Here is a 22,825-nt window from a genome sequence, read left to right as displayed (position 1 = left end):
GATCTAGCAGTTTAAGGATTAGGGCGCTAGAGTTTGCTGATGGTAATTTTTTGAGGGAGCGGCGATGAAAACCATCAGAAATCCTTCGGAACGGCGTTTGTTTGACCCGTTCGAAGGGGTGATCAGTCAGACTGGCTGGAAGCAAATTGAAAACGGTTGGCAATCTTTGTTTCGACAGGTCCTTCTGGAACAGATGCCCGTCGCGCAAGTTGCTTCCAAGATGAGTGACTCCGAGGGGAGGCCGTCGGTTGAACTTTACTCAATCATTGGCTTGTTGTTGATTCGTGAGCTTTATGGCTGGACCGTTCCGCAGACTCACGAAGCCATCTTGTTTCGATCCGACATTCAGTACGCATTGAATTTGGAGCCTGGTTTCGACATCGCCCAGCGAACGATTGAACGTTATCTACAGAAATTACAGAGCGACGAGCAAGTTAGTGAAGATATCTTTGCGCGTGTGACGGACACACTGCTCACTTCGATGGAAGTGAAAATTAAGAAACAGCGTTTGGATTCGACACATATACTAAGCGACATGGCCGTTCTGGGCCGAAGTCGAATGATGGGAGTTGCCCTGAAGCGGTTCTTCCATCAACTGTCCAGACACAGTGTTGATCAGTTAGAACGTGTCCCTGAAGAGATACGAAAACGCTACTGCAAGCAATCCGACAGCGGCATTTTCAGCGACGCCAACACTACGGAGAAACGCCGTCTGGCATTGCAACAAGTTGCAGAAGACATGGCCAGCGTGTTGTCGCTGTTCTCAGAAACACCTGCGATTCAAGAATGGAAAACGTTTACAGATCTTAGAACGATTTTCGATCAACAGTGTGAAGTTCGCGAAGAATTAGTTGAGGTTCGTACGAAAACTGGTGGCAATATCATCCAGAATCCATCCGATGTCGATGCGACTTACGATGGCAACAAAGGCCCAGGTTATCATGCTCAAATCTGCGAAACCTTCAACGATCAAGGGCTACCAAATCTGATCACATCGGCAACAGTTGAAACGGCAGTTTGTCATGATGCAAATGCCGTTGCAGGTAGGCTTGATGATCTTAAGAAACGGGGCATTCTCCCGGAAGAGTTGACCGCTGATGCGAGTTATGGCAGCGATACGAACGTAACGATTGCTGAATCCAAAGGTGTGACGCTGACGTCACCCGTTCCAGGTGGAAAAGCATTCGATCCAGATGAGATTGGTTACGACCAGTTCGTTTTAACAGACACCAACGAAGTTAAAGCTTGCCCAGCAGGACATGCACCGAAGTCAACGAAATACAACGAAAAAAACGAAATGGTGTGGGCTCAAATGGATCCTGTGCTGTGTCGAGGCTGTCCGCTAGTTGAACGTTGTCGAGTCCAAAAGGATAAAGAAACAGGCCAAGCCAATGGCCGCGTTCAATTCGACATAGAAGCCCCGCGCGCCGCACAGCGTCGTCGACAGGAGCAGAGCGAGGCGTTCCGAGAAAGCTACCGTTGGCGATCTGGAATCGAGTCAACTAACAGCGGCTTAAAACGCCGTCTCGGCCTCGAGCGGCTTCGTGTGCGAGGCATACGCGCGGTGAAACTATGCGTGATGCTGAAACTGACAGCCTGGAACATTCTCCGCGGCGTCGCCCTGCGCAAAATTAGAAGACAGGCACAAGTAATCCCGAGCTAAAGGCAAAATGGGGACTAAATATGTCTTGAAGAGAGCGTTAAACCGTTGATTCCATCAATTCAGCTCATCCTGTAAGCTTCAAACGGAGTAAATAAAATCGATTGCCGATGAATGACGGTTTTCACCGCAAAAATTTTTAACGCAACCGATTTCGCCTCTCATCGCAAACCCAGATAATGTCGGGCGCGTCAAGAGTGTCCAACCTACTTTTTCGTGATACCTAACGATTCGGTGCTGGCTCTATGACTTCTCCCCCTGCACGGGTGATCATGGCAGGATTAATGTCGGGCTCCTCTCTTACGAACCCGTCGGCCATACCGATCAACTTCGAAGCCGCACGCGATGGTAACCCCTCGAACATGACTGAACCGTAGTTGACATCTTCTGGCTTGGTCCAGACCACTTCGTCCTCGAATGCCATCAACGCAATGGTGTTCGAGATTCCGTCAGTTATATTTCTGAAACTCGGCGGGGCGACGCCCGAATCCAACGCACCTCCTCCGACTAGCATCTTGAATGGTGTGGTATCTCGCGATCCCGTCGCCGTCGACCTATAAATATCTGGCATCTTGGCAGCTACCTTCAGATTTTGTTCACTATCCCATGGTTGATCGAATTGGTACTCATTGTAGAGGTCGACATAGCCCAGCAAGGGAAGGATTGCAACTCGCCAACTGTGCGGGGGAGCGCCGGCCGTCATGCGATTCTCGCTTCTAGGTAGATGCTTGAAAAAGCTCTCAAAATTATGAAAGGCGAGCAGTATTTGCTTCAATTTCTCCTTGTCCGTTTCTGGCTTTGCCTTTACGGCAGCTTTAGCAAACTCCATGTATTGCTTGAGTGGATCGTCATCGGTTAGCTCGTTTAAGTCTAGTCGCTGCACCCGAGTGAGGCCGAACATAACGTCATAGCCGATAAAAAAGTCAGCAGCCGAAGCACTTGGGCCTCCCATCCCCATGCCGCCGTATCCGCCCATGCCACCTCCATAACCGCCATCCTCACCACCATAGCCACTTCCATAACTACCATCCGGCCCCATACCGCCACCCGGTCCCATACCCATACCGCCACCCGGTCCGCTACCGTAACCACCATCCCTACCCATGCCACTACCTGAGATATTAAAGTCCAGTCCGTCTGCTTTGTGCAGCATCTGTTTGAGCTGCAACTCGATGATGTCGACCTCGCTATCCAGTCGCTTTTGCAACTTATCCTCCATCTCCTGTACGCGAGCTTTGACTTTGTCAAACTCTTTCACGCGCTCTGCCATGTCGGCATCAAAGTATTGCTGCAATGCCGCTCGCAACTGCTTGGTCGTTTTTTCTCGATCATCGGACGGAGTGTTGAGCCGCTGCCTTAAACGCTGAATCAATTGAGCAAGCAACTGCTTCTCCGTGGGAACGGCCCCCATGCCACCATAGCCTCCCTCTCCCATGCCACCATAGCCGCCTCCCATTCCTCCCATAGCCCCGCCAGAGCTTTGCGGATCCGCAGCGGTGGGTTTCGAGCTGCTCGCTTTGAGCTGGCTTCTTATGTCGTCCAAGCTTCGCTTCTTTACTTGCTCGTCGACACCGAAAGGGATCGTTTCTTGTGTAAATACATATTTCTTGGTCCCGGTTTCCTGGCCGATTCCGCACGTAGCCATCGTCAGCCACACCACACCAAGGCTCGAAAGCCCTGCAAACTTTTTCGTCCATCTCATCATCGGGTTTCCTTTAAAAAGACTAGTTTTGATTCTTAACGGGATCGATACTTTGAAGTGCTCGTTCAATGGCAGAAACCTCCTGCCGAAACGTTTCGAACGCATCTGGTTCGATATCGGGAGCAGAACGTTCCAAGGAGTTTAGCTTCGTCGAAATCGAATTTAGCTCGGCTTGAAACTCGACTTCCTCACGATTCCATTCCATAACTGCCCCCGAAGGTGAAGGGGTATGATTCAGCGCAGGTGTTGGTTCGCTACTCCCGAAAAGATCGTCTATCGTTTCCTTCGATTTTGTCGATTCTCGGTTACCTGCCTGCGCTTGCATTGTCTCATCGATACTGAAGAGATTATCAAGGGACTCCACAGATCCTGATTCTTGCGACGGCAGCTCACTATGTTCGGGTACAACGACTTGCTCTTGTAACTCCGAAAGCGAACCGGATTGCCAATATCTTTCTATCGCTGGATAGAAAATCGATATGCCTACAACCAGTAGAGCCAGGACAGCAATAGCCCACGAGGCGGATTGGTGTCTCGTTTGCCATGATCGCATGCGTTCCATTATGCTTGGGCTCCTGTTATGCATCTGTTTTAAGATGCGAGTTAACGCATCGGCGACATCAGTCGCACTGGAAAATCGTTTGGCGGGATCCTTTTCCAGCAACCGGTCAATCGACTTGGAAAGTGAATCTGGAATCGCATGATTGATTTGCCAGACGGGACGATGAGGCTGATTACATATTCGATGAAGCACTCCCATAGCTCGCTCTGCCCGAAACGGAGGATGTCCTGTCGCAACAAAATACAGCACCGAACCGAGACTAAAGAGATCGCTCCGAGAGTCTACCGCATCGCCGTTCGCTTGTTCAGGGGACATATAGTTCGGAGTACCTGCTACGACTCCTGTATGGGTCAAGCTGGCATCATCCACGGTTCTTGCTAACCCAAAGTCGGTGATGAGCAGTCGATCCACCCCGTCTTCGAGAAGAATGTTGGCTGGCTTGATATCGCGATGTACGATTCCTTGCTCGTGAGCGGCTGCCAACCCCAGGGCGGCTTGAATCCCGATTCGTAGGATTCGGTCTGCATCAAGCGGGCCTTCTCGATCGACGCGCGCTTGTAGCGACTCACCGGACACGAATTGCATGACTAGGTAAGGTAGCTTAGCATTCGAATCTACATTGTGGATCGCGACGACGTGCTCATGGACCACGGCAGCCGCGGCGCGAGACTCACGACTAAATCTTTGGCGAGCAGCACCGTTTCGCGCGAGATGGGGCAAAAGAACTTTCACAGCCACGGGGCGATTGAGTTCGGTGTCGGTCGCTTTGAACACGACTCCCATTCCACCGGAACCGATCTTTCGTTCGATCTCATAGCGCCCTAGCCGCCCCAGCATTTCAGGATGGGAAGGTGGATCTAGAATGTCGCTATCCATGCTCGAATCGATTTCCACGTCATGAGTCCTGGATGGAGAGCCACTAGCTGGAGGCGAAGGACTCGCCGACGAATAGCCAGCCATAAGGTGCGACAGTTCCGGCTCCAAAGATGACAGCTTGGCAAGTTCCGTCAGACGCATTAAACAATCCTCGCACGTTTCCACATGCATCGCGATTTGCGTGGATTCCAGGGACTCTTCGTGTTCCAGCAAAAGAATGCGAAGCTTTTGATCCGTGATGTGATTGCAAATAGGCTTCATAATGGATTACGAATCTCCTCGGTGAGAGTCGCTATTGATTTGCTCCTCGAGGCTAGCGACTTCAGCTCGCAATCGAGTTAAGACGCGGCACTTAGCGACCAGCACACTGCCTTCCTTCATCCCAAGTTGTCTTGCCGCTTTGGCCGTAGATTGATTCTCGATCGTCGTTAAGTGAAAGGCTTGCCAAGTGTTGGCTTTGACCTGTTCTCGCACACGGTCTGCAGCGATCCAAAACAATTGTCGACGGTACTCCAGTTCGAATTCATTGGTGGCTTCTGGATCGTTATTGGTCGTGTTGGGATAGAGGTCGAATAGTTCCGACCAATTCGCAACCGTAGGAAGTGGCTGGTGTTTTCGCCTCGTAAGAAAATTGATCATCATGTTTCGGGCTATACGAAAGAGCCAATCGCGAAAGCGACCTTTGGATGGTTCGGGCTCCCAGCGATGGATGGCTCTCGCAACGGCGATAAAGACCTCTTGGACAATGTCACGCGCATCTGCTTCTTGAAATCCTTTGGAGCGGGCTAGTCGGAAAATCAGCGGCTCATAGATGGCAACGAATTGATCCCAGGCTGCGATATCGCTCTGATTGTGCAATCGTAGCAACAAGCTATTTCGAGTATCGCTGAGGATGGAATTCACGCTAACAACCAGTATGACTTTTGCTGAGGGGCACTCGATGCTACAACCAAAAGTTAACACACGGCAAAACCGTAAACCATTACACGGTTTGGGCTAAATTCTCAGAAAAACGCAAATTGATCCATTTCGGAGGTTATTAGCGACTCGCGCCCCAACTCTGGTCAAAACAGGGTGTGTGATGTGCGGCTGATTGCTATTCGACGCGTGATGGGTTAGTTTGAAGGGGATAAAAGTCACACTTAAACCCCTCTCTAAGGATCGCTGCACATGAAAACCTTACTCGGCGTGTTGTTCGCCATGTTTACCGCTGGATCGTTTTTCGCTGGCACGCAAGTTGATGCGAACGATTCACTGGCACTGAAGCCTACAGAATCCACCTTGGGGCGTTTCATGGTGACCTTATCGGAATACCAAATTGCCCGCAACATCCCCGAGGATGCGACAGAGTCTGATATCCTAAAGGTTATTCGCGAAGATAAACTGGTTCCCATAGAGACGATTCGATTATCAGTTTCGAATACTACCGAATCTTCTGTAAAGATTGGTCGCGTTGCGTCCGTGGTAGCCGGGAAAGCTACCACGCCTGCCGGGGTTCAGTTTCAATACAGAGATGTTCAGGTCGGATCGTCGTTGTTAATATCACTGACCGAGGACGACACGCGAGTTATTGCTAAGATCCAATTCGAAGCGTCTCGATTGCAGGACGAAGGTAAGGATGAGAATGAAAGGCCGGTCATTACTTCAACCGTAGTCAAAACAACCCAAAGCATCGGGCTCGGAACACCCTGCGTTTTGGGAGCATCGACGGCAGATCGAACATCCTATGTCGTCGTATTGGTGAACAAACTTCCGTAGTTGCCAACAACCTCATCGGAACCGGGAGTTAGAAGAGGATTGCTGACTACGGTCCGCGCATAAAAAAAGCTGAGAGGCGATGAGCCACTCAGCTTTTGGTTCTACTTGCGTGTTCTATCTTAGGATCTTAGCGATTCCAAGTGATACCGGCGGTGAAGCCTGGCATGATCAAGTGCTGGTTGTTGGCGAACTGATTGCCACCGGTGCCAGGTGCAGCCCCTCGCCATATACCTCTGCCAAAGTACAACATCTGGAACCCAGCTCGCAGATCTACACCCTTGAAGGCTCGGTAGGCTGCCTCGGCACGAATATCGAAACCAACCGTCGTCGCGTTGTCCCGGCGACTTGAGAAAGTCGTACCATCACGGTCTAACTCTTGGATAGGATCGTCCCCCGCTGCGATGGTCGCCCCATAATAGTTGTTGAAGACATCTGTGACATTTTCTTGATTTTGAAAGACATGCCCAGCGAAGACTCGTGCATCGTTCGAGAACACCCACCTTCTCACAGGCTTCGTGTACCGGAAACCAATCTGGCCAAGCAACATGTTGTTGTCAGTCCTGGCTATCTCTCGTGTTAGCGTTTCCTGGGAAATGTCGGTTCCAAATTGATTGGTGACGTTACCCACGCTTACAAAATAAGAATCGCTGATCGACAAGTCCTGGAATCCAGCGTATCGGATTCCGACCATCGGTTCGAGAATGCCACCGTAACGGTAGGGTTCAAACCGCCAAGTTTTGTTGGCTTCGAAACCTCTGAGCCGCCCGGCGTTCACACTATCCAGCATCTCGAAGGTCCGGTATTGCTGAAGGAGCGTCTCGGGAGCTTGAAGGATTAGGTCCCCATCGTCCCCGTCAATTTCAGGTAACGGGTAACTCGCCCATCGCTGATCGTAGCGATTGAACTTGTTTGGCCCTTGAATATTCATATACGAAAAATTCCAGCCACCCTTTTCACGTGACCATCCGAAATCGTAACGATCTCCCCAAGCCTTATCGAGTGCGTTATTGCCTTGCACGGCTTCCGGTCTCGTTACGAGCATATGCATGCGATCGTACGTGACATAGAAGCCAGTGTTGGCTCGCTTTCTGGCTGGAATATCCTCCATGTCCTGTAGTTGGACAGGAGCAAACAATTGCCAGTCTGGATCGAATGCCACCTCCATTGCACCGGGATGGTATCCATTTTGAGACAGGCCCAACTGACCGGCAAATGCCATTGCGGTCAGAACAAACATTCGTATCGTACGTTGCAACACGGTCATAATTTCGCTTCCACCGTTCCCTTTGGCTGAGCGCGATCCTCTCAGTTTGTCTGAGCGAACGCTAAAAAATCGGGTTGTGCTGCTAGTATCGGAACTGCCGGTTCGTGAAGTTGAGTCGGTTTAGGTAAACCCTGACGAAAATGTCAGTCAAAAATTTTGATAGCAATAAATTTGACGCCCATATTGAGGTCCATCGAGCTTGACCTTTCAAATTGCCCGAACGGTACAAGCGACAGTCAGAAACGCATGTTTGTAGGGAAAAAGTGGGTTAATCGGTGCTAGGCGGCTCTTCGCTCCGATCTTTTATCAGTGGTACCGCTAATCAGGTCAAAGGCAAAGGAGTTGCGAATAATGAGATTGAAAAGCCGTCTGTGCATCGCATCTTGCGGATTGATTATGATCTTGGGTGCATCGAATGTCTCCTACGGTCAGTTGCCAAATCAAGGCAAATCGTCCTTGCTAAACTACTTTGGCCGTTTCCATGGGATCGGGTTCAGCGATGGCTACCATTCCTGCCCAGACCAGCAGTGCGGACAAGGTCGCTCCAGAGTGGCAACTGCGGGGTTCTCAACATTCTACGGTGAGCCTACCGCTCCACCACCCAGTCGTTTCCAAAGACCTGAACCGAGCTACACCCAACACTCAAATGGTTATGCGTCAGCTTATCCGCACTCAACACACAGTCACGACTTTTCTGCCTCGCATTCCTCTGCAATCCCCAACTATTCCATTCTGTTACAGGATGAGCAACCGGTCATCTCCCAACCAAGACCTCAAATGCAGCCGATGGTGATCCCTCGTGGGCAATTTGAACCTATTCCTGCACCAATCCCAGATCGCTCGATGGACCAAACCAAACGAGCGATTCCCGGAACGACTCGGCCCTATCACGCCAACGGAACTGGGCAACCTACCCGCCGTTAATTATCTGGATGCTGCCGACACGAGCGTCGGCTAACGAACTGAAGGGATCGTGCCGATTGGTAGCTGGGTGTATCTCCAGCCTGGGTAGGTATATTGGCAGGACTAAAGCTTGAGCACCAACACTGGGCATTTTGCTAGCCGCAGGACCCTCTCGGCCACGCTACCCAGCAACATCCTGGTCAAGCCACTCCTGCCGTGCGATGGAATGACGATCAGCTCGGCAGGTAGCGATTCTGCCCGCTCTGCAACCACTGTCCCCGCATCTCCCACCAACACTTCGTGGGTTACCCCCTCATAGCGTTTCTCACTGAGTTCCTTTTGAAGGATTTCCAGTGCATGAGCCACGCGTTTCTCTTCGTCCACCCATTCGATGGGGATTCCCTCAGGTGCCAGAGGCACAAAAGGCGCGAGAACGTGGAGAACGTGCACCTTGTCCGCAGATTGAGCAATCTCGATCGCCTTGTCGATCGCCGTATGCGAAGGAGCGGAGAAATCGAACGGTACAACAATCTTTCCACTAGTTTGCCAAGCCACTTGTACACCCTTTCTTAGTTGTGAAATCATCTATCTTTTACTCTGACCCGAGGATTGGATTTGCAAACCCAATCCGTTCGGGGACAGCCTGATTATACACCATTCCTTGTCCATGCCGGTGCCCCTACGCGACGTAGATGAATTACAATCTGATCAACGCTACTTTGCCGTTGCTACCCGACTGTACCGAGACATTCCAGGCTGAAACGCCCCAACATGCGTCCCATGTCGAAAAGAGATAAGGTATTTCCTTCTTCCCCCCACCAAAGGTCTATGACCCGAGATGCCGAGCTCTGTGACCTCGGAACAGTGGACATCCCCTGGGCCGTACAGATTGAAAATTGGCTGGGTAGCGTCAAAGTCAGCAACCAAGGACTGGATCAACTAAAACGACCCATTGTTGGCATTGTTTCCTCCCATCTTTCTCAGACTGCATTCGCGACGGAGTCCTGGCAGAATGCACTGCTGTCGGCACTGTCGTTTGCGAGACGTGAAAACGCAGCGGTGCTTTTCGCGATGGACACCCCCTACGCGAGTGCTATCCGTAACGCATGCTCTCGCACCAAGTCAGCGTATATCGAGGTCACTTCCATTCCCGTTTCGACATCCACCACCAAATCTTTTGATTCGCCAAAGCAATCCGACTCAACAACTATACAGAGCGTGAATCACTTGATCGTGCATCGCTATGCCGATACAAACCTCGCGAAACTGAATGCACTGCCGTTTCTAGATCGGTTCGTCTTTGCCCTCTCAAGCTATCTGTTCGTACTGGACATAAACCCCACAGGCAAGATCGCGAAACTGGTCGATCTGAGACTCGATGCCAAGGAATTCCCGGTTGGCTCCCTTTTTCTGGCCTACTCGGTGCCGGCCTACTCGGTGCCTGCTGTTCATTCGGTGCCTGTTCAACCGATTTCCCGCTCCGCCACCAGAAAATTGGATTGGATTCGAGACCGAATGGGGCGTGGGGCAGTAGGTTGGAGCATCTGTACCTCCAACACCGAAAGGCCCCGCAACGAAAATGTCTCGTGTCTCTGCAAGCGGTCTCCACCGTACACGGTCGCACCGATCCTGTCTTATGAGCATCTCGTGTCGTCCACTGGAAACTACCTAATTCACTGTACGCGCGCGAGACAGGGGGCGTGGCCAGATCAATCCGCTGCCCAGTTTTATGACGAGTTTCTGATTCAGCCATGGCAACAATCTCCCACGGCATTTCAATCCTTGCAACGTATTCTTGAGACCAAGCGGATTGTCGCTACCTCGCATCTGAAAACCGGAGCTGTACCGACGATTTCGTTTACCGCGCGCGAAATCTCTGAGCTGCTTGCAGCCCGATCCTTTGAGTCCCATCTGGCTCGTTGGGATTGGGAACCCTACGGATTGATGGTTTCAAAAAGATGGCTTGAAGCAGCAGGTTGCCGCCCGGTCCTTTACAGAAAACGAAATGAGCTGCGAGATCTTGATCCCGAGGAACTCATTTTTGCACAGCCTTACGATGATACTCAACTCTCAGGCAAGAAAGGGCGTGATTGGCGGGTGGAAAAAGAGTGGCGACTGCCTCAAGACTTAAGGCTCCATCAAGTTCCCTTTTCGCAAGCGATGGTCTTTGTCAAATCTCGCTGGCAAGCCAAACAGCTAGCTCCGGTGTCGAACTGGCCTATATGCTACATCGACCCCTAAGCCTTGCTAAAACGATATTGTGCCAGCCGTTCATCTCTTAGGGCATACTGTCGGAAACCACCTCGAATGACTTTACAACTTGTTCAGGGATGCGGCCTGGTTGCCAAGTAGTGTAGGAGACCCAAACCCAATCGGTACTGGCGGTTGCTAAAAGCACTCCGTCGCCTCGCCGCACGATTCTGTACTGACGAGTGGACCGTATACGACGAAAGTCCGAAACCCAAGTCCTGACGACAATCTCGTTCTCCAGGAAGGCCGGCTGCAAGTATTCAATGTTGTGCGATCGAACGACCCATCCAAAGCCGATCTGTTGATACTCCTTTTGTGACCAACCTTGCACCTTAGAGTGCGCGACAGCGGCATCGATCATCCAGCTGAGATAAACGAGGTTGTTGACATGCCCAAGTTGATCGATATTCGTCGGCTTTACGTTGCAATAGTGTTCATAGATCGCTGGCATAAAGTACTCCTGAGTCTTGTACCCTAACAACCTTCTGGACAGAATCCGAACGCTTGCAAACGCGTAATGACCGCATGTCCGGAAAAGCACAAATGCACGTCTGAGCCTTCTTGACGCGGTCGTGCTTGGTAGTTGCTCTGATACAAATGCTTAGTGGTTTCAATAAGACTCCTGGCATCATCCGTCGGATTGTCAGCCTGATAGGAGATCGGGAGGGGACCGAGTTCAAGCGGGCAGTAGGCGATAGGTATTTCGCTCGGATCCTCAGGCTCCAGAGCAGGAAGATTTAGGTTCCAGAAGAATCCCTCCGCCAAGGGCTTTTCCCAAAGATGGCCTAGCACACGTTCCGCACGATGCGCCGTTGTTCTCCAATTCTTGCTGATATCTCGACGCATATACTGAGACAAAGCAATCGATTTAAACCCCAGGATGGTAGCTTCCCTCGCAGCCGCGACGGTTCCGCTGTACAACGTATCGATGCCTAAGTTGCCACCATGGTTGACTCCCGACAGAACCCAGTCAGGCTTTAATCCAAGAACGACGAGACCTATGCGAACGCAGTCCGCTGGGGTGCCGCTCACAGTCCAGTGATTGTCCTGTTTTCGAGTCACCTCCAACTCGGAAGCATTGGTGACCGAATGGCCGCAGCAACTCCGGCCTTGATCGGGCGCTACGACAAAGCAATCATGCTCTACCGACAATATCTCAATAAGGTTCTGCAAACCGTCTGCGTCGTAACCATCGTCGTTGGTAATCAATAGCCTCAATGTCCTAACTCCTTAGGAAAGCGATTCGGGGGTGAGGTGATTCAGAAACTCGATAACGCGACCACTGTTGTCTTCGCCCGATTCTGGATCCACTAGCATGCTGTGATGCAATAGAATCGTTCTGGCCGCGAGATCCTCACATTGATGAAGCGGCCCGATCGCTCGATATCGTTTTGGTGACCTCGATGCAAACCCTCGAAATCCAGGCCCTACCTCGAGACCTTTTTCTAGCATGGCTCGCAACATTCGATCGCGCAACCCATTTGAGATCTCAGCCTGTGCAACATCTGAGCTGGCATGCTCTAGGCCCTTGATCAAAAGCCCCAGCTTGTAGAAAGCTGGAGAATTCCCTTCGCGATCCGGTGAGCAATACGGTTCGGGGATTTGAAGCCACGGACATGAAGATGCTCTGTGTAGTATTCGCTCAGCGGCACCGAGTCGTGCCTTATGATCGTTCGCAAGCCCTTCGTATTGCGGTAAGACCAACGCGGCTTGAACTTCCGAAAAAGGAAAAGCATTATTGCCTCGATCGCAATAAACACCCATGCGTTGTGCAAACAAGGAATCGTTCGTAATCACCACTCCACCACGTCCGGCGGAGACCAATTTGCTGCCGCCGAAACTAAAAACCCCCATGTGCCCCCACGAGCCAGCAGGCTTACCATCGACGGTTGCCCCGTGCACTTGGCAAGCATCCTCAACGACCCATATTCCTCGCTCCGAAGCCCAATTCATGATCGACTTCATAGGTGCCAATTGTCCGTGGAGATGACTTACCACCAGTCCTCGGCATTGAGGAGTCGCAACAGCATTGAGAACGTCTGTAGTTAGAACCCATCCTTTGTTGGCGGCAGGTTCGCAAAGAACAATTTTCGCACCGCAATCCTCAATGCTTCGAAAGTTACCCGGGTAGTCATAGGACGACAGGATCACCTCGTCGTCCGCTTTTAGCTTGAATCCGCGAAGAGCGAGTTCGACCGCAAAGGTACCGGAACTACACAAGCGAACGTGTTCGGCATTGTGGGATTCAGAAATCCACTTCTTGAGCTGCTCCGTTTTCGGGCCCTCGTAAGAACGCCACGTCCCATCGTCGAGAGTTTGGGCCAGGGATCGAGAGATCGCTCGATTGGTTGAGGAAGAATTCTTAGGTTGCGGAGTCATTCATGCATAGCTCAAGGACCGAATAGGAGAGCGTTTTCTCCCTCCCGATGGTGCTTAAGTTATACCGATAAGTCCAGCTGGCCCGTAGTCCTAAACCATGTCATAGCCGGCTTGCCGTCCTCCGCGTTTTCCGGAGGCAAGAGATTGTCGTTATAGATGGCGAATCGACTTTCCGGCCTTTCACGACGCGATTGGCCATTTGACTCTGCTTGGCTAAACGCGCTGCTAGCTCCTGATTGGGAATCGGTAGTCACCTCGACGTCGAATCGATCGATCGTCATTCCTTGTTCGCTCAATCGATCCCGCAAGCTCTGAAGATTGTTGAAGAGCGCATCCTTGGCTAGGCTGTTTTCTACCTCCAGTCGAACGGACATCACGTTTGCTTCGATCTTCAAGGTCATCTGAAGCGTCCCCAACTCCGGTGGATGAAGCCGTAGCTTAACCTGCCCGCCACCCGAGCTCAATTGCTCCAGACCTTTGAGAACTCGCTGCACGAGCTTGTTTTGCTGATATCGGGAAAGGGTATCGCTGCCAGTTGCCCCCTCGGTGCGACCAAAAGTCTGCCCGTTGGCGTAACGGGTTTCTCCCCTGCCGGTATGAAAACCGACTGGTTGTGAGTTAGCTTGGTCCGTTCCGAGCGAATCTGAAACGCTGACCGCAGCTCCCGCAACAGAGGCACGAAGGGCATCAGAGCCAGCTCCATTGCTAACAGCGGCTCCAGATGGAGCAGGGGCGGAGGACTGCCCCGCGACCGTAAATGCGGCCTCCGAAAAACTCGATGGGGTTGATGAGCTGACAACAGACGCTTGCTGCGAGCTAACGGTCGGCGATGAACCATCTCGGACGGATGGAAGCGAGGACGAGGATTCGCTGGGCTCCTCTCTACCGCTCCTGTTAGCGTTTGTTCGATCGACTATTCCATCCTGCGAACGCTCGTCTCGAATTCGTTCCTGCCTGCTGAGGCGTCGAGAGCGACTGTTCTGGGCTGGCTGTTGCTCTCGGGTGTTCTGGCTATTGTCGCCCGATTTGTCTGCTACTTCTGTCTTGAGGACGGGGGATTCGGCAGCAAGGGCGATCGCTTCTTGAGCCGGTGAAATCTCCGACCGATTGTCGCGTCTCTCAACAGCTACGTTGCTCGTGGATACAGCCTGCGCATTGGCTTCGGGCTTTAGATTATTCGCTAACTCCGAAGCAGGCCTGAACATGGTCTCGGTATTTTGTAGCTCATCCCTGGGCCTCTGGATTACTTCTTCTGCGAGCCTAGACATAGGTGCTGCTGGAGTGTCTCGGAAGTCACTGTTCCATGTCTCACGAGGAGTTGACGCGGAGGCCGTCTCAACAGCCTCACGCGAGGAAGTTGGCGTTCTGTTCGGTGCCGAGTTGGCGGAAGTGAGTTGTTCGTTGGGGATGCGTTGAATCTCGCCAGCTAAACTCTCGGGCGCATTCGGACTACGTTCAGATGGATCGCCTGCGGTACCTTGTCTTCGAAGGTTTGTTGGTACGTTCTCCATCGGAATGGCTTGCTGAGGCAAGGCGACCGTTAGCGGGACGAGCGGTTGTTGCTCCGCTTCTGGCTCTCGCTCATTGTCGGCAGTCGCATCACGCGAGTTCTCGGTTCGTGATGGCTCAGGGGTGGCGGGCGAGGCTGAGGGAGGCATGGCCGCAACCTCTGACGTCCTCGAATCTGAGACCATTGCTAGGTTTAGCAACTCCTCAGGGAACCCTAACCCTGGCCGATCGGAGTTGGATCGAAGCAACCTTCTCGCGGCAATGAAGGATTGACTTGGATTGATTCGGCTGTCGGTTGTCATCGTTTCCCCCGGAGCAAGCATGGCACGCCCACCGTGCTCTCACTCCAGCTTCACGAGGACATTTATGGTCCAGAAGCCGGGGCCGGAACGGGAAGCGTACTACCACGAGCTCGAATTTCTTCAAGAATCTTAGCCAGATCCTCGCGGTCTTTGTCATCGGTAAATTCTGCCAGGATCTTCTTTTGTTTTTCGGCATCCATGCCGGTCAAGATCGAGATAACATCGTCTTTCTTGTCTCTTTCGAGCATCTTTGTTAGCTGAACTTTCGCTTCTGAGGGATCCAACGCCTGAATAATCTCAGAAACCTTTCGAAGGCTTTCTGATTCCGTAGTCTCTTCATTCTCCTTGACGGCTCGCTTGTACTCGGCTACTAGCCCATCCAAACGCTCCTTCTCTTTGTCCAACATTCGAGCGCGTTCTTGAAGATCCCGTTCCAACCTAATTAAGCTAGCCATCTTATTGTCTGTGTCCAACGACAGTTTACTATTGGCCTCCAGGACTTGCTCTTCGGTGGGGACCGGGGCCGCCTTGGCGTCGCGAATCGCAGCCCCAATCCGCTGGCTTTTGATATCAATACCACTAAGCAAAGCAACGATGTAGGTTACCGTGTCCTTGTTGAAGTGCCCCTTTGCAGAGGCCATCGTCAAAATGGCGAACTGACCCAGCAGCAGTGCGGTACATAGCCACAGGAATGCTTGCAATATTTTTTGCATCATCAACTCCCCTTTTCGGATGAACGTTTAGGCTCTAGGTCGGCCCTGTCTCATTGGGCTGGCAAGAATCATCGGATTGAATGGTGGCCGCAAACCGAACACTGGCCCACTCGTCGGTCCGCTCTTGTTGTTTGCTCCAGAGCAGCATCTCTTCCTCGATTTGACGATGTTCTTTGAGCTTTTCGAGAGACTTGACGTTCTGCTGGCATCGAAGCAGTCTGAGCTCCCGGCGTTGCAATTCTTGGTTCAACTCTCCCAAAGTTTGATCCAATTGTTGCACCTGACCCAAAATTAGCATTTGGAATCTTTGGGCGTCCAGCAATTGCCTCATTTCCACGTTGCCATGACTTGATTGCTTGCGAATCGCGTTCATCTGTTCGTTTTGTACCAATAAATCCTGCTTGGCGACCTCGATCTTCTCGATGGCACGCACGGCATCTTGAACGTCTTTCGACGCGTTATCTCGCTCTCGCTCCCTAAGGCGTAGTAACGTCGCTAATCGAAACTTTGCCATGATTCTTCATTCCTGAAAGGCGGTTACTAAGCGGCTCGCCCCAAAGGCGGGGAGGTTTGAGGGGCAACAGCGCTGGCTCCGTTTGCAGCCGGTGGTGCCGGCTGTTGAGCGGCCTGTGTCGCCAATGCCAACAGGCCAGCGAGGGACTGTTCCCAAGAGACAAGCTCGCGTTGTCCCTGGGCCAAATAGGTTTCGATGAGCGTTCTCATCTGGATGGCTCGGTCGATCTGAGCATTGCTTCCTCGCGTGTAGGCACCGATGTTGATGAGATCTTCATTCTCTTTGTAAATGGCCATCAGAGAACGAATCTGATCTGCGGCGGCCCGATGCTCTGGAGTAATCAAGTGGGATTGGAGACGACTCAAACTGGGTAAGATGTCGATGGCCGGATAGCGTCCTCTGGCAGCTATACTTCGCGAAAGATGAATGTGACCGTCCAGCAAACCACGCAGGGTATCGCTGATCGGCTCGTTGGTGTCATCCCCCTCGACCAGAACGGTGTACAAGGCGGTAATGCTGCCTCGTTGGCTGATACCGGACCGCTCCACTAACTGCGGCAACATAGCAAACACGCTCGGTGGGTATCCTCGTGTGGTCGGTACCTCGCCGGCTGCTAAACCGACTTCACGCTGCGCCATCGCGAAGCGAGTAACGGAATCCATGAGGAGCAATACGTTTTTGCCTTCATCTCTCAGAGACTCCGCGATGGCAGTTGCCGTCTTGGCGGCCAAGATACGTTTTGGTGCTGGTTGATCGCTGGTCGCAACTACGGTAACACTTTTGGCACGGCCTTCTTCACCAAGATCGCGATCGAGAAACTCGCGGACTTCGCGGCCCCGCTCTCCGATCAAGGCGATGACCACATGATCGGCCTGCGTTCCTCGTGCCAACATCCCCAGGATCGTACTCTTCCCAACCCCCGAGCCTGCAAAGATCCCCATCCGCTGCCCGCAGCCCAACGTCAAGAACATGTCAATCGCGCGGACTTGGGTTGGCAGAATTTTATCGATTGGCGGCCGTTGTAAAGCGGGAACAGGCGGTGCATCACAAGGCATCTTGCGACCGAACCCGAGCGGGCCGAGATCGTCCATCGGTTGACCAGTTGCATCCAAGACTCGCCCGATAATGTTCGGGCTGACCGTGACGGAACGATAGGTTTGTGAAAGCTCGACGCGGTCACCCGGGCTAACGCCATCCCAGTTGTCGAGCGGAGCAAGAAGAGTCTTGCCGTTGTCGAACCCAATCACCTCGGCTTGCATCGATTCTTGCTGACGTCGATGCACGTGGACCAAGGCCCCGACCGGGACAGGCAATCCATCGACGACAATGGTCGTACCGCGAATACTCCGCACTTTGCCCGTCACACCAAAAGGAACAACGCGTCGTATTGTTTGGCTCCAGTGTTTACGATCGATAAGTGGTGGAAAGGAGTCTCGCATTACTGCAGCTCCTCCATCAATCTTCGGAGTTGAGTTTTCATAGTCCGATCGATGGTCGTATCATCGGTTTGCAGGATGACGCCAAACCGACCGACCTCGATATCCTCAGTAACCTTGATCTGTCCATTGGGACCACAGGCTTCAATCATTTGGGTCAGGGTATCCGACAGTCGCTCTGCATCTTCTGGGTGCAATCGGAGTGTAATGTTTCTTTGCCCGGAGACCATTCTGACCGAATCTTGAATCCAATCGAGAAGGATGGTTGCATCAGTTTCCATTTGACGAACGAGAATTTTCTCAGCAATAGCAATGGCGAGCGTGATCGTCTCATGCTGCCATTGGCGGAGCCACTGCGTTGTAGCGGCTTCTAACTCTTCACAAAAATGCTGAACACCATCGGTCGTTTGACGCAGAGTATCGGCCGCGATCTCCTGGGCTTTTTGTTGTGCCATAGCCTGAATTTGAGATTGGCTACCCGACAGTCCCTCTTGCTTAGCTTGGTTTCGAATGCGATCGCATTCCGCTTGGCTTTCTTGGAGCAACTGCTGCGCTTGTTGCCGGACCGTGTCGAGGTACTCTTTCGCGCGGGTGGTAACATCCTCCCAATTGAAAACCTCCGCCTGCGTCGTGTTAGCACCTGGAATCACGGCTCTTGATTTGAATACCACGGCCATAGATTATTCCTTAAGCTGCAACGAAAATGGACGAGGTAGCGAGCGGTGCGATCCTGCCCGAAGCGATAAGTTTGTCGAGTTGCTTCACAATGGACTCAACCGACTTTAGGACCTCGTCAGAACTAGGAGTCGGTCCTTTTAGCAATTGCAGAAATCGCTTTAGATCTTGCGGTGCAACGATTTGTTCGGCGCGCTTTCGAGTCGACTCGTCCGCCCCTTTGAGCATCGTGATGACGTCATTGCGATCGCTGGAATGAAGCAAGGTGACCAGATCGTTCAAGGCAAGAGACCGAATCCGCTCAATCTGCTTGGAGATCCTATCGGCATCGGTCACGGTGGGAGTGACGATCGCTGTCCGATAACGTTCGATCGGAATAGCAACCGTCTCCTCGAAGATATCCACTTCGGCCGAAGAGGGCTGGCCCATGACCGGAGCTCGCGGTGACCCCAGAGAAGTCTGTTCGTTCTCCAGGGGCGATGCCATTTCATTTGTCCCTGGGCCATCTTTTGGGATGGGAGCGACCGAGGGAACGGGAGAGGATTCCGACATGGACGGGATCCTCAGGTTGGGATTTGTGCTGGGCTTCGGTACCTGCTTTGGCATCCATCCAAGCTGCATGGCGACCTCTTGGTTCTCAGTCGCGATCGATTCGAGCCATGCCACGCGTTGTGTTTCACCGAATTGCGCGATAATGGCTTCCAGCTTGGAAATGCCAGCAACGGTAACGGTCTTGAGAACAGGCTGGGATTTAGGAAGCTTCCGGTCTACCTCGGCCAATATGTCATGGAGAATGGTTGGGTCCGACAAGGCTAAATGGGGCAGTGCGACCAGAGTGGAACTGGCAACCTGAATAGGCAAATGATCTAAAAGTGACTTGGCTCGCTCGGGGGAAAATTGGTTGATGACCGTCGCGATAACAGCAGGACGTTCATTGGCCAGATAGGTCGCTAGCGTTGCCGGATCCCAGGACAACCACGGAGTTTCGGCTTCGTTCTTTTGTTGGGAATCCCCCGCGTGCGATAAGTGCTGTTGCGAGTGGGGCGAACCGGCGGAGCTAAGCTCGACACGGTCTACTGATGAGCGGGAATTGGCGAGCACGGCCGAGGCGGGGGATTCCGCCGGTGCCAGCTCTGCTTCTTCCTCTCCCATCATGGCACCGAGCAGTCCCTCTAAACTTTCAAATGCGAGAGATCGCTCGCGGCTCGGTACCGTCCCGAGTTTGGTCATCATCTGCTTGACCGACTTGGCCAGATCAGGCGGAAGCTGAGAGAGAAGGCTCTTCGCGGTCGACGAATCAAGCGACTGCATGACTATGGCGACTTGGCGGATTCGTTGGTCGACGGAGGACATGAAGCTTGAAGAACCTGGATAACATGGTGGACAGAGGCAAACTACCCCTGGTTCTTACAAAATGCATCCGCTGGAGTCCAGATCGAACTGCGGTCCTGGTGGCACTCTGCACTCTCTGAGAAACGAAGAGCGTGTTCGTGCTCCACGCCCTTCATCATTCCTTGGGACATCATTCCTTGGGATGTACCCCCGCCCGTCCCTGACGGGATTCCAATGTTTCGTGAGGCCAGGCAGATGCGGACCACGTCGTCTGCCAAAAAACAACCTGCCCAATAATCAGGCAACCACCAAAACAGCTAGCCTCGTTTGCAAGCAACAATCTTCCACGGAATGACCTGCCTCTTAGGCCGGTGAGCAACTGGCCGCAAAACAAAAAGAATTTATAGGCCATAAGCGTGGCTGAAGTGCCTTTCTGTGGCGTCCAAATAGCCATTAACGACTCCAGAACGATCTTGGAATTAAGCCGTCTTGAAAGCATTTCCCCCACGGCACGGAACATGCAACTATTTGCAAGCATAAGGGATGGATGTCGACCGTGTGTGTGTGAGTGTTGATAGCTTGTCCTTTTACAAACATTACACCGCAGTTGTTTCGGGAGTTGCTGGAGGAGGGAGAGGACCTTCGGCAGGTTTTGACACGACTGCGGTGTTTTTGTTTTTCTAGTTTCAGCATGGGTAACCTGTACTGGTAATTGCCAACCCCAATCGCTCTGTAACAACCGGCCACCTCTCCAAAACTGGGGTCGGTTTCCGAAGCGGGAATTGCTAAGCTCTCTAGATGATTCCCGGCAAATTTACTCGATACGTCTTGTGCGACGTCATGAAAGTCTTCGCGGTCGCTTTGACCGTCATGACCACATTGATCAGCCTGATTCTGATCGGCAAGGAAATGGTGGGCCAAGGGATCTCTTATCTATCGATCGTCAAACTGCTCCCCTACATCCTGATCATGGCCCTGCAGTTTTGTTTGCCGGCGACCCTTCTTTTCGCGGTTTGCTGCATCTACGGCAGGATCTCGGCTGAAAACGAGATTGTTGCCATCAAGTCTGCCGGCGTATCCCCCATGAGAGTTTTTCGGCCCATTTGGGTCGTGGGACTACTGATTAGCTTTCCTGCTGTATGGGTTCAGGATCAAGGGTTCTCGTGGGCCAGGAAAGGGATTCAGCAAGTCGGACTTCGAAGCTTGGAACAGGTCATGTACAAGCGACTCGAATCCCAGAAACACTACAATTCCGAGAAAGGGCTGGTTATCCACGTCCAGGATATCGAAGACCGTTGGCTGCTCAAACCTACGATCTGGATGTTTTCCTCTGCCTCGAACCAGTTGTCGACAATCCATGCAGAGCGTGCCAAAATATCGGTCGATCCTAATCGCGATATTCTCACGATTGAGTTGGTGGACGCAATGTTCGAACTCGGTACGGGACGTAAATGGCACACCTTTGCCGAAACGTTCGAATTACCACTCATCCAAGCCTCGAAGAGCAGTGGCATCGACACGAGCCCGTCGACTTACTCTATGATGGAGATTCCTGAGGAACTAAAACGACTGGTGGAGCTCAACGAAAGGCGGAGAGAACACCTGGCAACGGAAATGTCCTTTCATCTCGGAACTGGGCGTTATGTTTCTTTGCAAGCTCCACAACTGCAAGAAACCAAATCCGAATTGCGGGCCAACGAGGTAAAGATGGCTCGCTTGAAATCAGAACCGATGCGACGCTGGGCACTCGGTTTTGGATGTTTGGCATTCGTTTGGATGGGTGTTCCCATGGCAATCCTTCTCAAGAACGCTGACTATTGGTGGACGTTTGGCCTATGCTTTATCCCAATCCTATTGATCTACTATCCGATTCTCGGTTTGTCACTAGAGATGTGCAAGAAGGGTGCCTGGCCCCCAGCCAGCATGTGGCTCGCGAACGCCGTTCTTGTCGCGATTGGGGCGTGGCTCATGCGTCGAGTCGAGAAGCGTTAACATGAAGGTTCCAACTTACCGAGGAACAAAACGGGTAAGCATCAGCATGACCCCCATGATTGATGTGACCTTTCTGCTGATCATATTTTTTTTGGTGAGTAGCCACCTAGCGAAACAAGAGAATTTCCTACCGCTTGCTCTCCCCGTGGCAACGACGGGCTTGGTGGAGGTCCCAGAGCGATCTATTTTCACGGTCCAAGTTACGGAGGCGGGAGAGTATCGCCTGGGTGCTCAGGATTATGTTTTGGATCAAGTACGCAGAGCTTTGCAGGAAAAGAACACAGAAGAGAAACGCTTTGTTCGCGTTCGGATTCGCACGGATCGAAAGGCTCCCTATGACGCGATCGGTGCGCTGCTCAAGATTTGCAGCGTTCTGGGAAACAACGATGTTGTCTTCGCCGTTTACGATGAGGATTCTCGATGAGAACGGTATACGGCCACTCTTCGGAACGCCCCAACGTCGATTCGATGATGACTCCCATGATCGATGTCGTGTTTCTATTGCTCATCTTCTTTTTGACAACATCATCATTTCAAAAGCTAGAAAAACAGTTGCCGAGTGCTGCCGCCACCCCTCCGGATCTTAGTGCGGCCGGCTCCAATTCTGACGAACCTCCTCCTCCGACCATGAGCGACTTCAATGATGTAGTCATCAAAATCAATACGTCCGAAGCGGGCGGGGTTGCGTACAAGCTGCAAAACCAAGACATCTCCTCCGTTGAGCAATTGATCGATCGTGTCGAAGCCCTGATCAAGGTCCGAAACGACGTCCCCATCATCATCGATCCAGATCGAGACGTTCAAGCAGGCGAGGCACTACGAGTTTACGACCTCGTTCGCCGTCGCGGTTCCCTGGCTGTGTTCCTAGTCGCCAAGTAAGGCAGAAAACTCACGGGCAAACTTTGCGGTCGACAACTCACTCGCCCCAACGGACCACTTAACTTTCGTCAGGCTAGGCCGCCTCTGCTGCAATGCTAGCATCGCAACTGCTGTTGCTT

Annotated in this window: 21 protein-coding genes; 7 read left to right on the top strand and 14 right to left on the bottom strand. The window is 52.2% G+C overall.

What is annotated here, in order from left to right:
- Positions 1-64 precede the first annotated feature (64 nt).
- The gene (locus SH449x_RS19915; RefSeq protein WP_482377831.1) at positions 65-1,663 is read left to right on the top strand and encodes a transposase; all 1,599 of its coding nucleotides are present in this window, start codon (positions 65-67) and stop codon (positions 1,661-1,663) included.
- A 220-nt stretch (positions 1,664-1,883) separates the two neighbouring features.
- Here the strand turns inward: SH449x_RS19915 and SH449x_RS19910 are convergent, their stop codons facing one another.
- Genes SH449x_RS19910 through SH449x_RS19900 form a run of 3 tightly spaced genes read right to left on the bottom strand, consistent with a single transcriptional unit; the run spans position 1,884 to position 5,703 of the window.
- On the bottom strand, positions 1,884-3,365 hold the full coding sequence (locus SH449x_RS19910; protein WP_482377830.1) for a DUF1559 family PulG-like putative transporter: 1,482 nt from the start codon (positions 3,363-3,365) through the stop codon (positions 1,884-1,886).
- A gap of 19 nt (positions 3,366-3,384) precedes the next feature.
- Entirely contained in the window at positions 3,385-5,061 is a 1,677-nt protein-coding gene (locus SH449x_RS19905; protein ID WP_482377829.1) for a serine/threonine-protein kinase, read from the bottom strand.
- Positions 5,062-5,067: 6 nt separating this feature from the next.
- Positions 5,068-5,703, bottom strand: coding sequence for an RNA polymerase sigma factor (locus tag SH449x_RS19900; protein WP_482377828.1), 636 nt, complete (start codon positions 5,701-5,703; stop codon positions 5,068-5,070).
- Between the two features lie 267 nt (positions 5,704-5,970).
- Here SH449x_RS19900 and SH449x_RS19895 point away from each other — a divergent pair, with 267 nt between their 5' ends.
- On the top strand, positions 5,971-6,558 hold the full coding sequence (locus SH449x_RS19895) for a hypothetical protein (protein ID WP_482377827.1): 588 nt from the start codon (positions 5,971-5,973) through the stop codon (positions 6,556-6,558).
- Positions 6,559-6,685: 127 nt separating this feature from the next.
- On the opposite strand, the gene SH449x_RS19890 is transcribed toward SH449x_RS19895, so the two are convergent.
- On the bottom strand, positions 6,686-7,822 hold the full coding sequence (locus tag SH449x_RS19890) for a hypothetical protein (RefSeq protein ID WP_482377826.1): 1,137 nt from the start codon (positions 7,820-7,822) through the stop codon (positions 6,686-6,688).
- Between the two features lie 351 nt (positions 7,823-8,173).
- Here SH449x_RS19890 and SH449x_RS19885 point away from each other — a divergent pair, with 351 nt between their 5' ends.
- Positions 8,174-8,746: a hypothetical protein gene (locus SH449x_RS19885; RefSeq protein WP_482377825.1), complete on the top strand. Its 573-nt coding sequence runs from the start codon at positions 8,174-8,176 to the stop codon at positions 8,744-8,746.
- 102 nt (positions 8,747-8,848) lie between these two features.
- Here the strand turns inward: SH449x_RS19885 and SH449x_RS19880 are convergent, their stop codons facing one another.
- Positions 8,849-9,280, bottom strand: a complete 432-nt coding sequence (locus SH449x_RS19880; RefSeq protein ID WP_482377824.1) for a universal stress protein — start codon at positions 9,278-9,280, stop codon at positions 8,849-8,851.
- 273 nt (positions 9,281-9,553) lie between these two features.
- On the opposite strand from SH449x_RS19880, the gene SH449x_RS19875 reads away from it, so the two are divergent.
- The gene (locus tag SH449x_RS19875) at positions 9,554-10,966 is read left to right on the top strand and encodes a hypothetical protein (protein WP_482377823.1); all 1,413 of its coding nucleotides are present in this window, start codon (positions 9,554-9,556) and stop codon (positions 10,964-10,966) included.
- A gap of 37 nt (positions 10,967-11,003) precedes the next feature.
- On the opposite strand, the gene SH449x_RS19870 is transcribed toward SH449x_RS19875, so the two are convergent.
- From SH449x_RS19870 to SH449x_RS19830, 9 genes are all read right to left on the bottom strand, one after another.
- Positions 11,004-11,426, bottom strand: a complete 423-nt coding sequence (locus SH449x_RS19870) for an acyl-CoA thioesterase (protein ID WP_482377822.1) — start codon at positions 11,424-11,426, stop codon at positions 11,004-11,006.
- Between the two features lie 23 nt (positions 11,427-11,449).
- Positions 11,450-12,193, bottom strand: coding sequence for a 5'/3'-nucleotidase SurE (gene surE, locus SH449x_RS19865; RefSeq protein WP_482377821.1), 744 nt, complete (start codon positions 12,191-12,193; stop codon positions 11,450-11,452).
- Positions 12,194-12,205: 12 nt separating this feature from the next.
- Positions 12,206-13,354, bottom strand: coding sequence for a DegT/DnrJ/EryC1/StrS family aminotransferase (locus SH449x_RS19860; protein ID WP_482377820.1), 1,149 nt, complete (start codon positions 13,352-13,354; stop codon positions 12,206-12,208).
- 59 nt (positions 13,355-13,413) lie between these two features.
- Positions 13,414-15,165, bottom strand: a complete 1,752-nt coding sequence (locus SH449x_RS19855) for a flagellar hook-length control protein FliK (RefSeq protein WP_482377819.1) — start codon at positions 15,163-15,165, stop codon at positions 13,414-13,416.
- A gap of 62 nt (positions 15,166-15,227) precedes the next feature.
- A complete protein-coding gene (locus SH449x_RS19850; RefSeq protein ID WP_482377818.1) occupies positions 15,228-15,881 on the bottom strand; it encodes a hypothetical protein in 654 nt (217 codons plus the stop codon).
- Positions 15,882-15,912: 31 nt separating this feature from the next.
- A complete protein-coding gene (locus SH449x_RS19845) occupies positions 15,913-16,392 on the bottom strand; it encodes a flagellar export protein FliJ (RefSeq protein ID WP_482377817.1) in 480 nt (159 codons plus the stop codon).
- A 26-nt stretch (positions 16,393-16,418) separates the two neighbouring features.
- Entirely contained in the window at positions 16,419-17,831 is a 1,413-nt protein-coding gene (locus SH449x_RS19840; protein WP_482377816.1) for a FliI/YscN family ATPase, read from the bottom strand.
- Positions 17,831-18,505 (bottom strand): FliH/SctL family protein, encoded by a 675-nt coding sequence (locus SH449x_RS19835; RefSeq protein ID WP_482377815.1) that lies wholly within the window; start codon positions 18,503-18,505, stop codon positions 17,831-17,833. Before SH449x_RS19835 ends, SH449x_RS19840 begins: the two co-directional genes overlap by 1 nt.
- A 10-nt stretch (positions 18,506-18,515) precedes the next feature.
- Positions 18,516-19,856 (bottom strand): hypothetical protein, encoded by a 1,341-nt coding sequence (locus tag SH449x_RS19830; protein ID WP_482377814.1) that lies wholly within the window; start codon positions 19,854-19,856, stop codon positions 18,516-18,518.
- Between the two features lie 777 nt (positions 19,857-20,633).
- Here SH449x_RS19830 and SH449x_RS19825 point away from each other — a divergent pair.
- Genes SH449x_RS19825 through SH449x_RS19815 form a run of 3 tightly spaced genes read left to right on the top strand, consistent with a single transcriptional unit; the run spans position 20,634 to position 22,706 of the window.
- Positions 20,634-21,827 carry an LptF/LptG family permease gene (locus tag SH449x_RS19825; RefSeq protein WP_482377813.1) on the top strand — a complete coding sequence of 398 codons (1,194 nt, stop codon included), beginning with the start codon at positions 20,634-20,636 and terminating at the stop codon, positions 21,825-21,827.
- Position 21,828: 1 nt separating this feature from the next.
- A complete protein-coding gene (locus tag SH449x_RS19820; protein ID WP_482377812.1) occupies positions 21,829-22,251 on the top strand; it encodes an ExbD/TolR family protein in 423 nt (140 codons plus the stop codon).
- A complete protein-coding gene (locus tag SH449x_RS19815) occupies positions 22,248-22,706 on the top strand; it encodes an ExbD/TolR family protein (protein WP_482377811.1) in 459 nt (152 codons plus the stop codon). Before SH449x_RS19820 ends, SH449x_RS19815 begins: the two co-directional genes overlap by 4 nt.
- Positions 22,707-22,825 lie beyond the last annotated feature (119 nt).

The organism is Brakhagea baltica, assembly GCF_052161605.1.
In the GTDB taxonomy this organism is placed as follows: domain Bacteria; phylum Planctomycetota; class Planctomycetia; order Pirellulales; family Pirellulaceae; genus JBKCUI01.
This window is presented reverse-complemented; position numbering and strand designations above follow the sequence as displayed.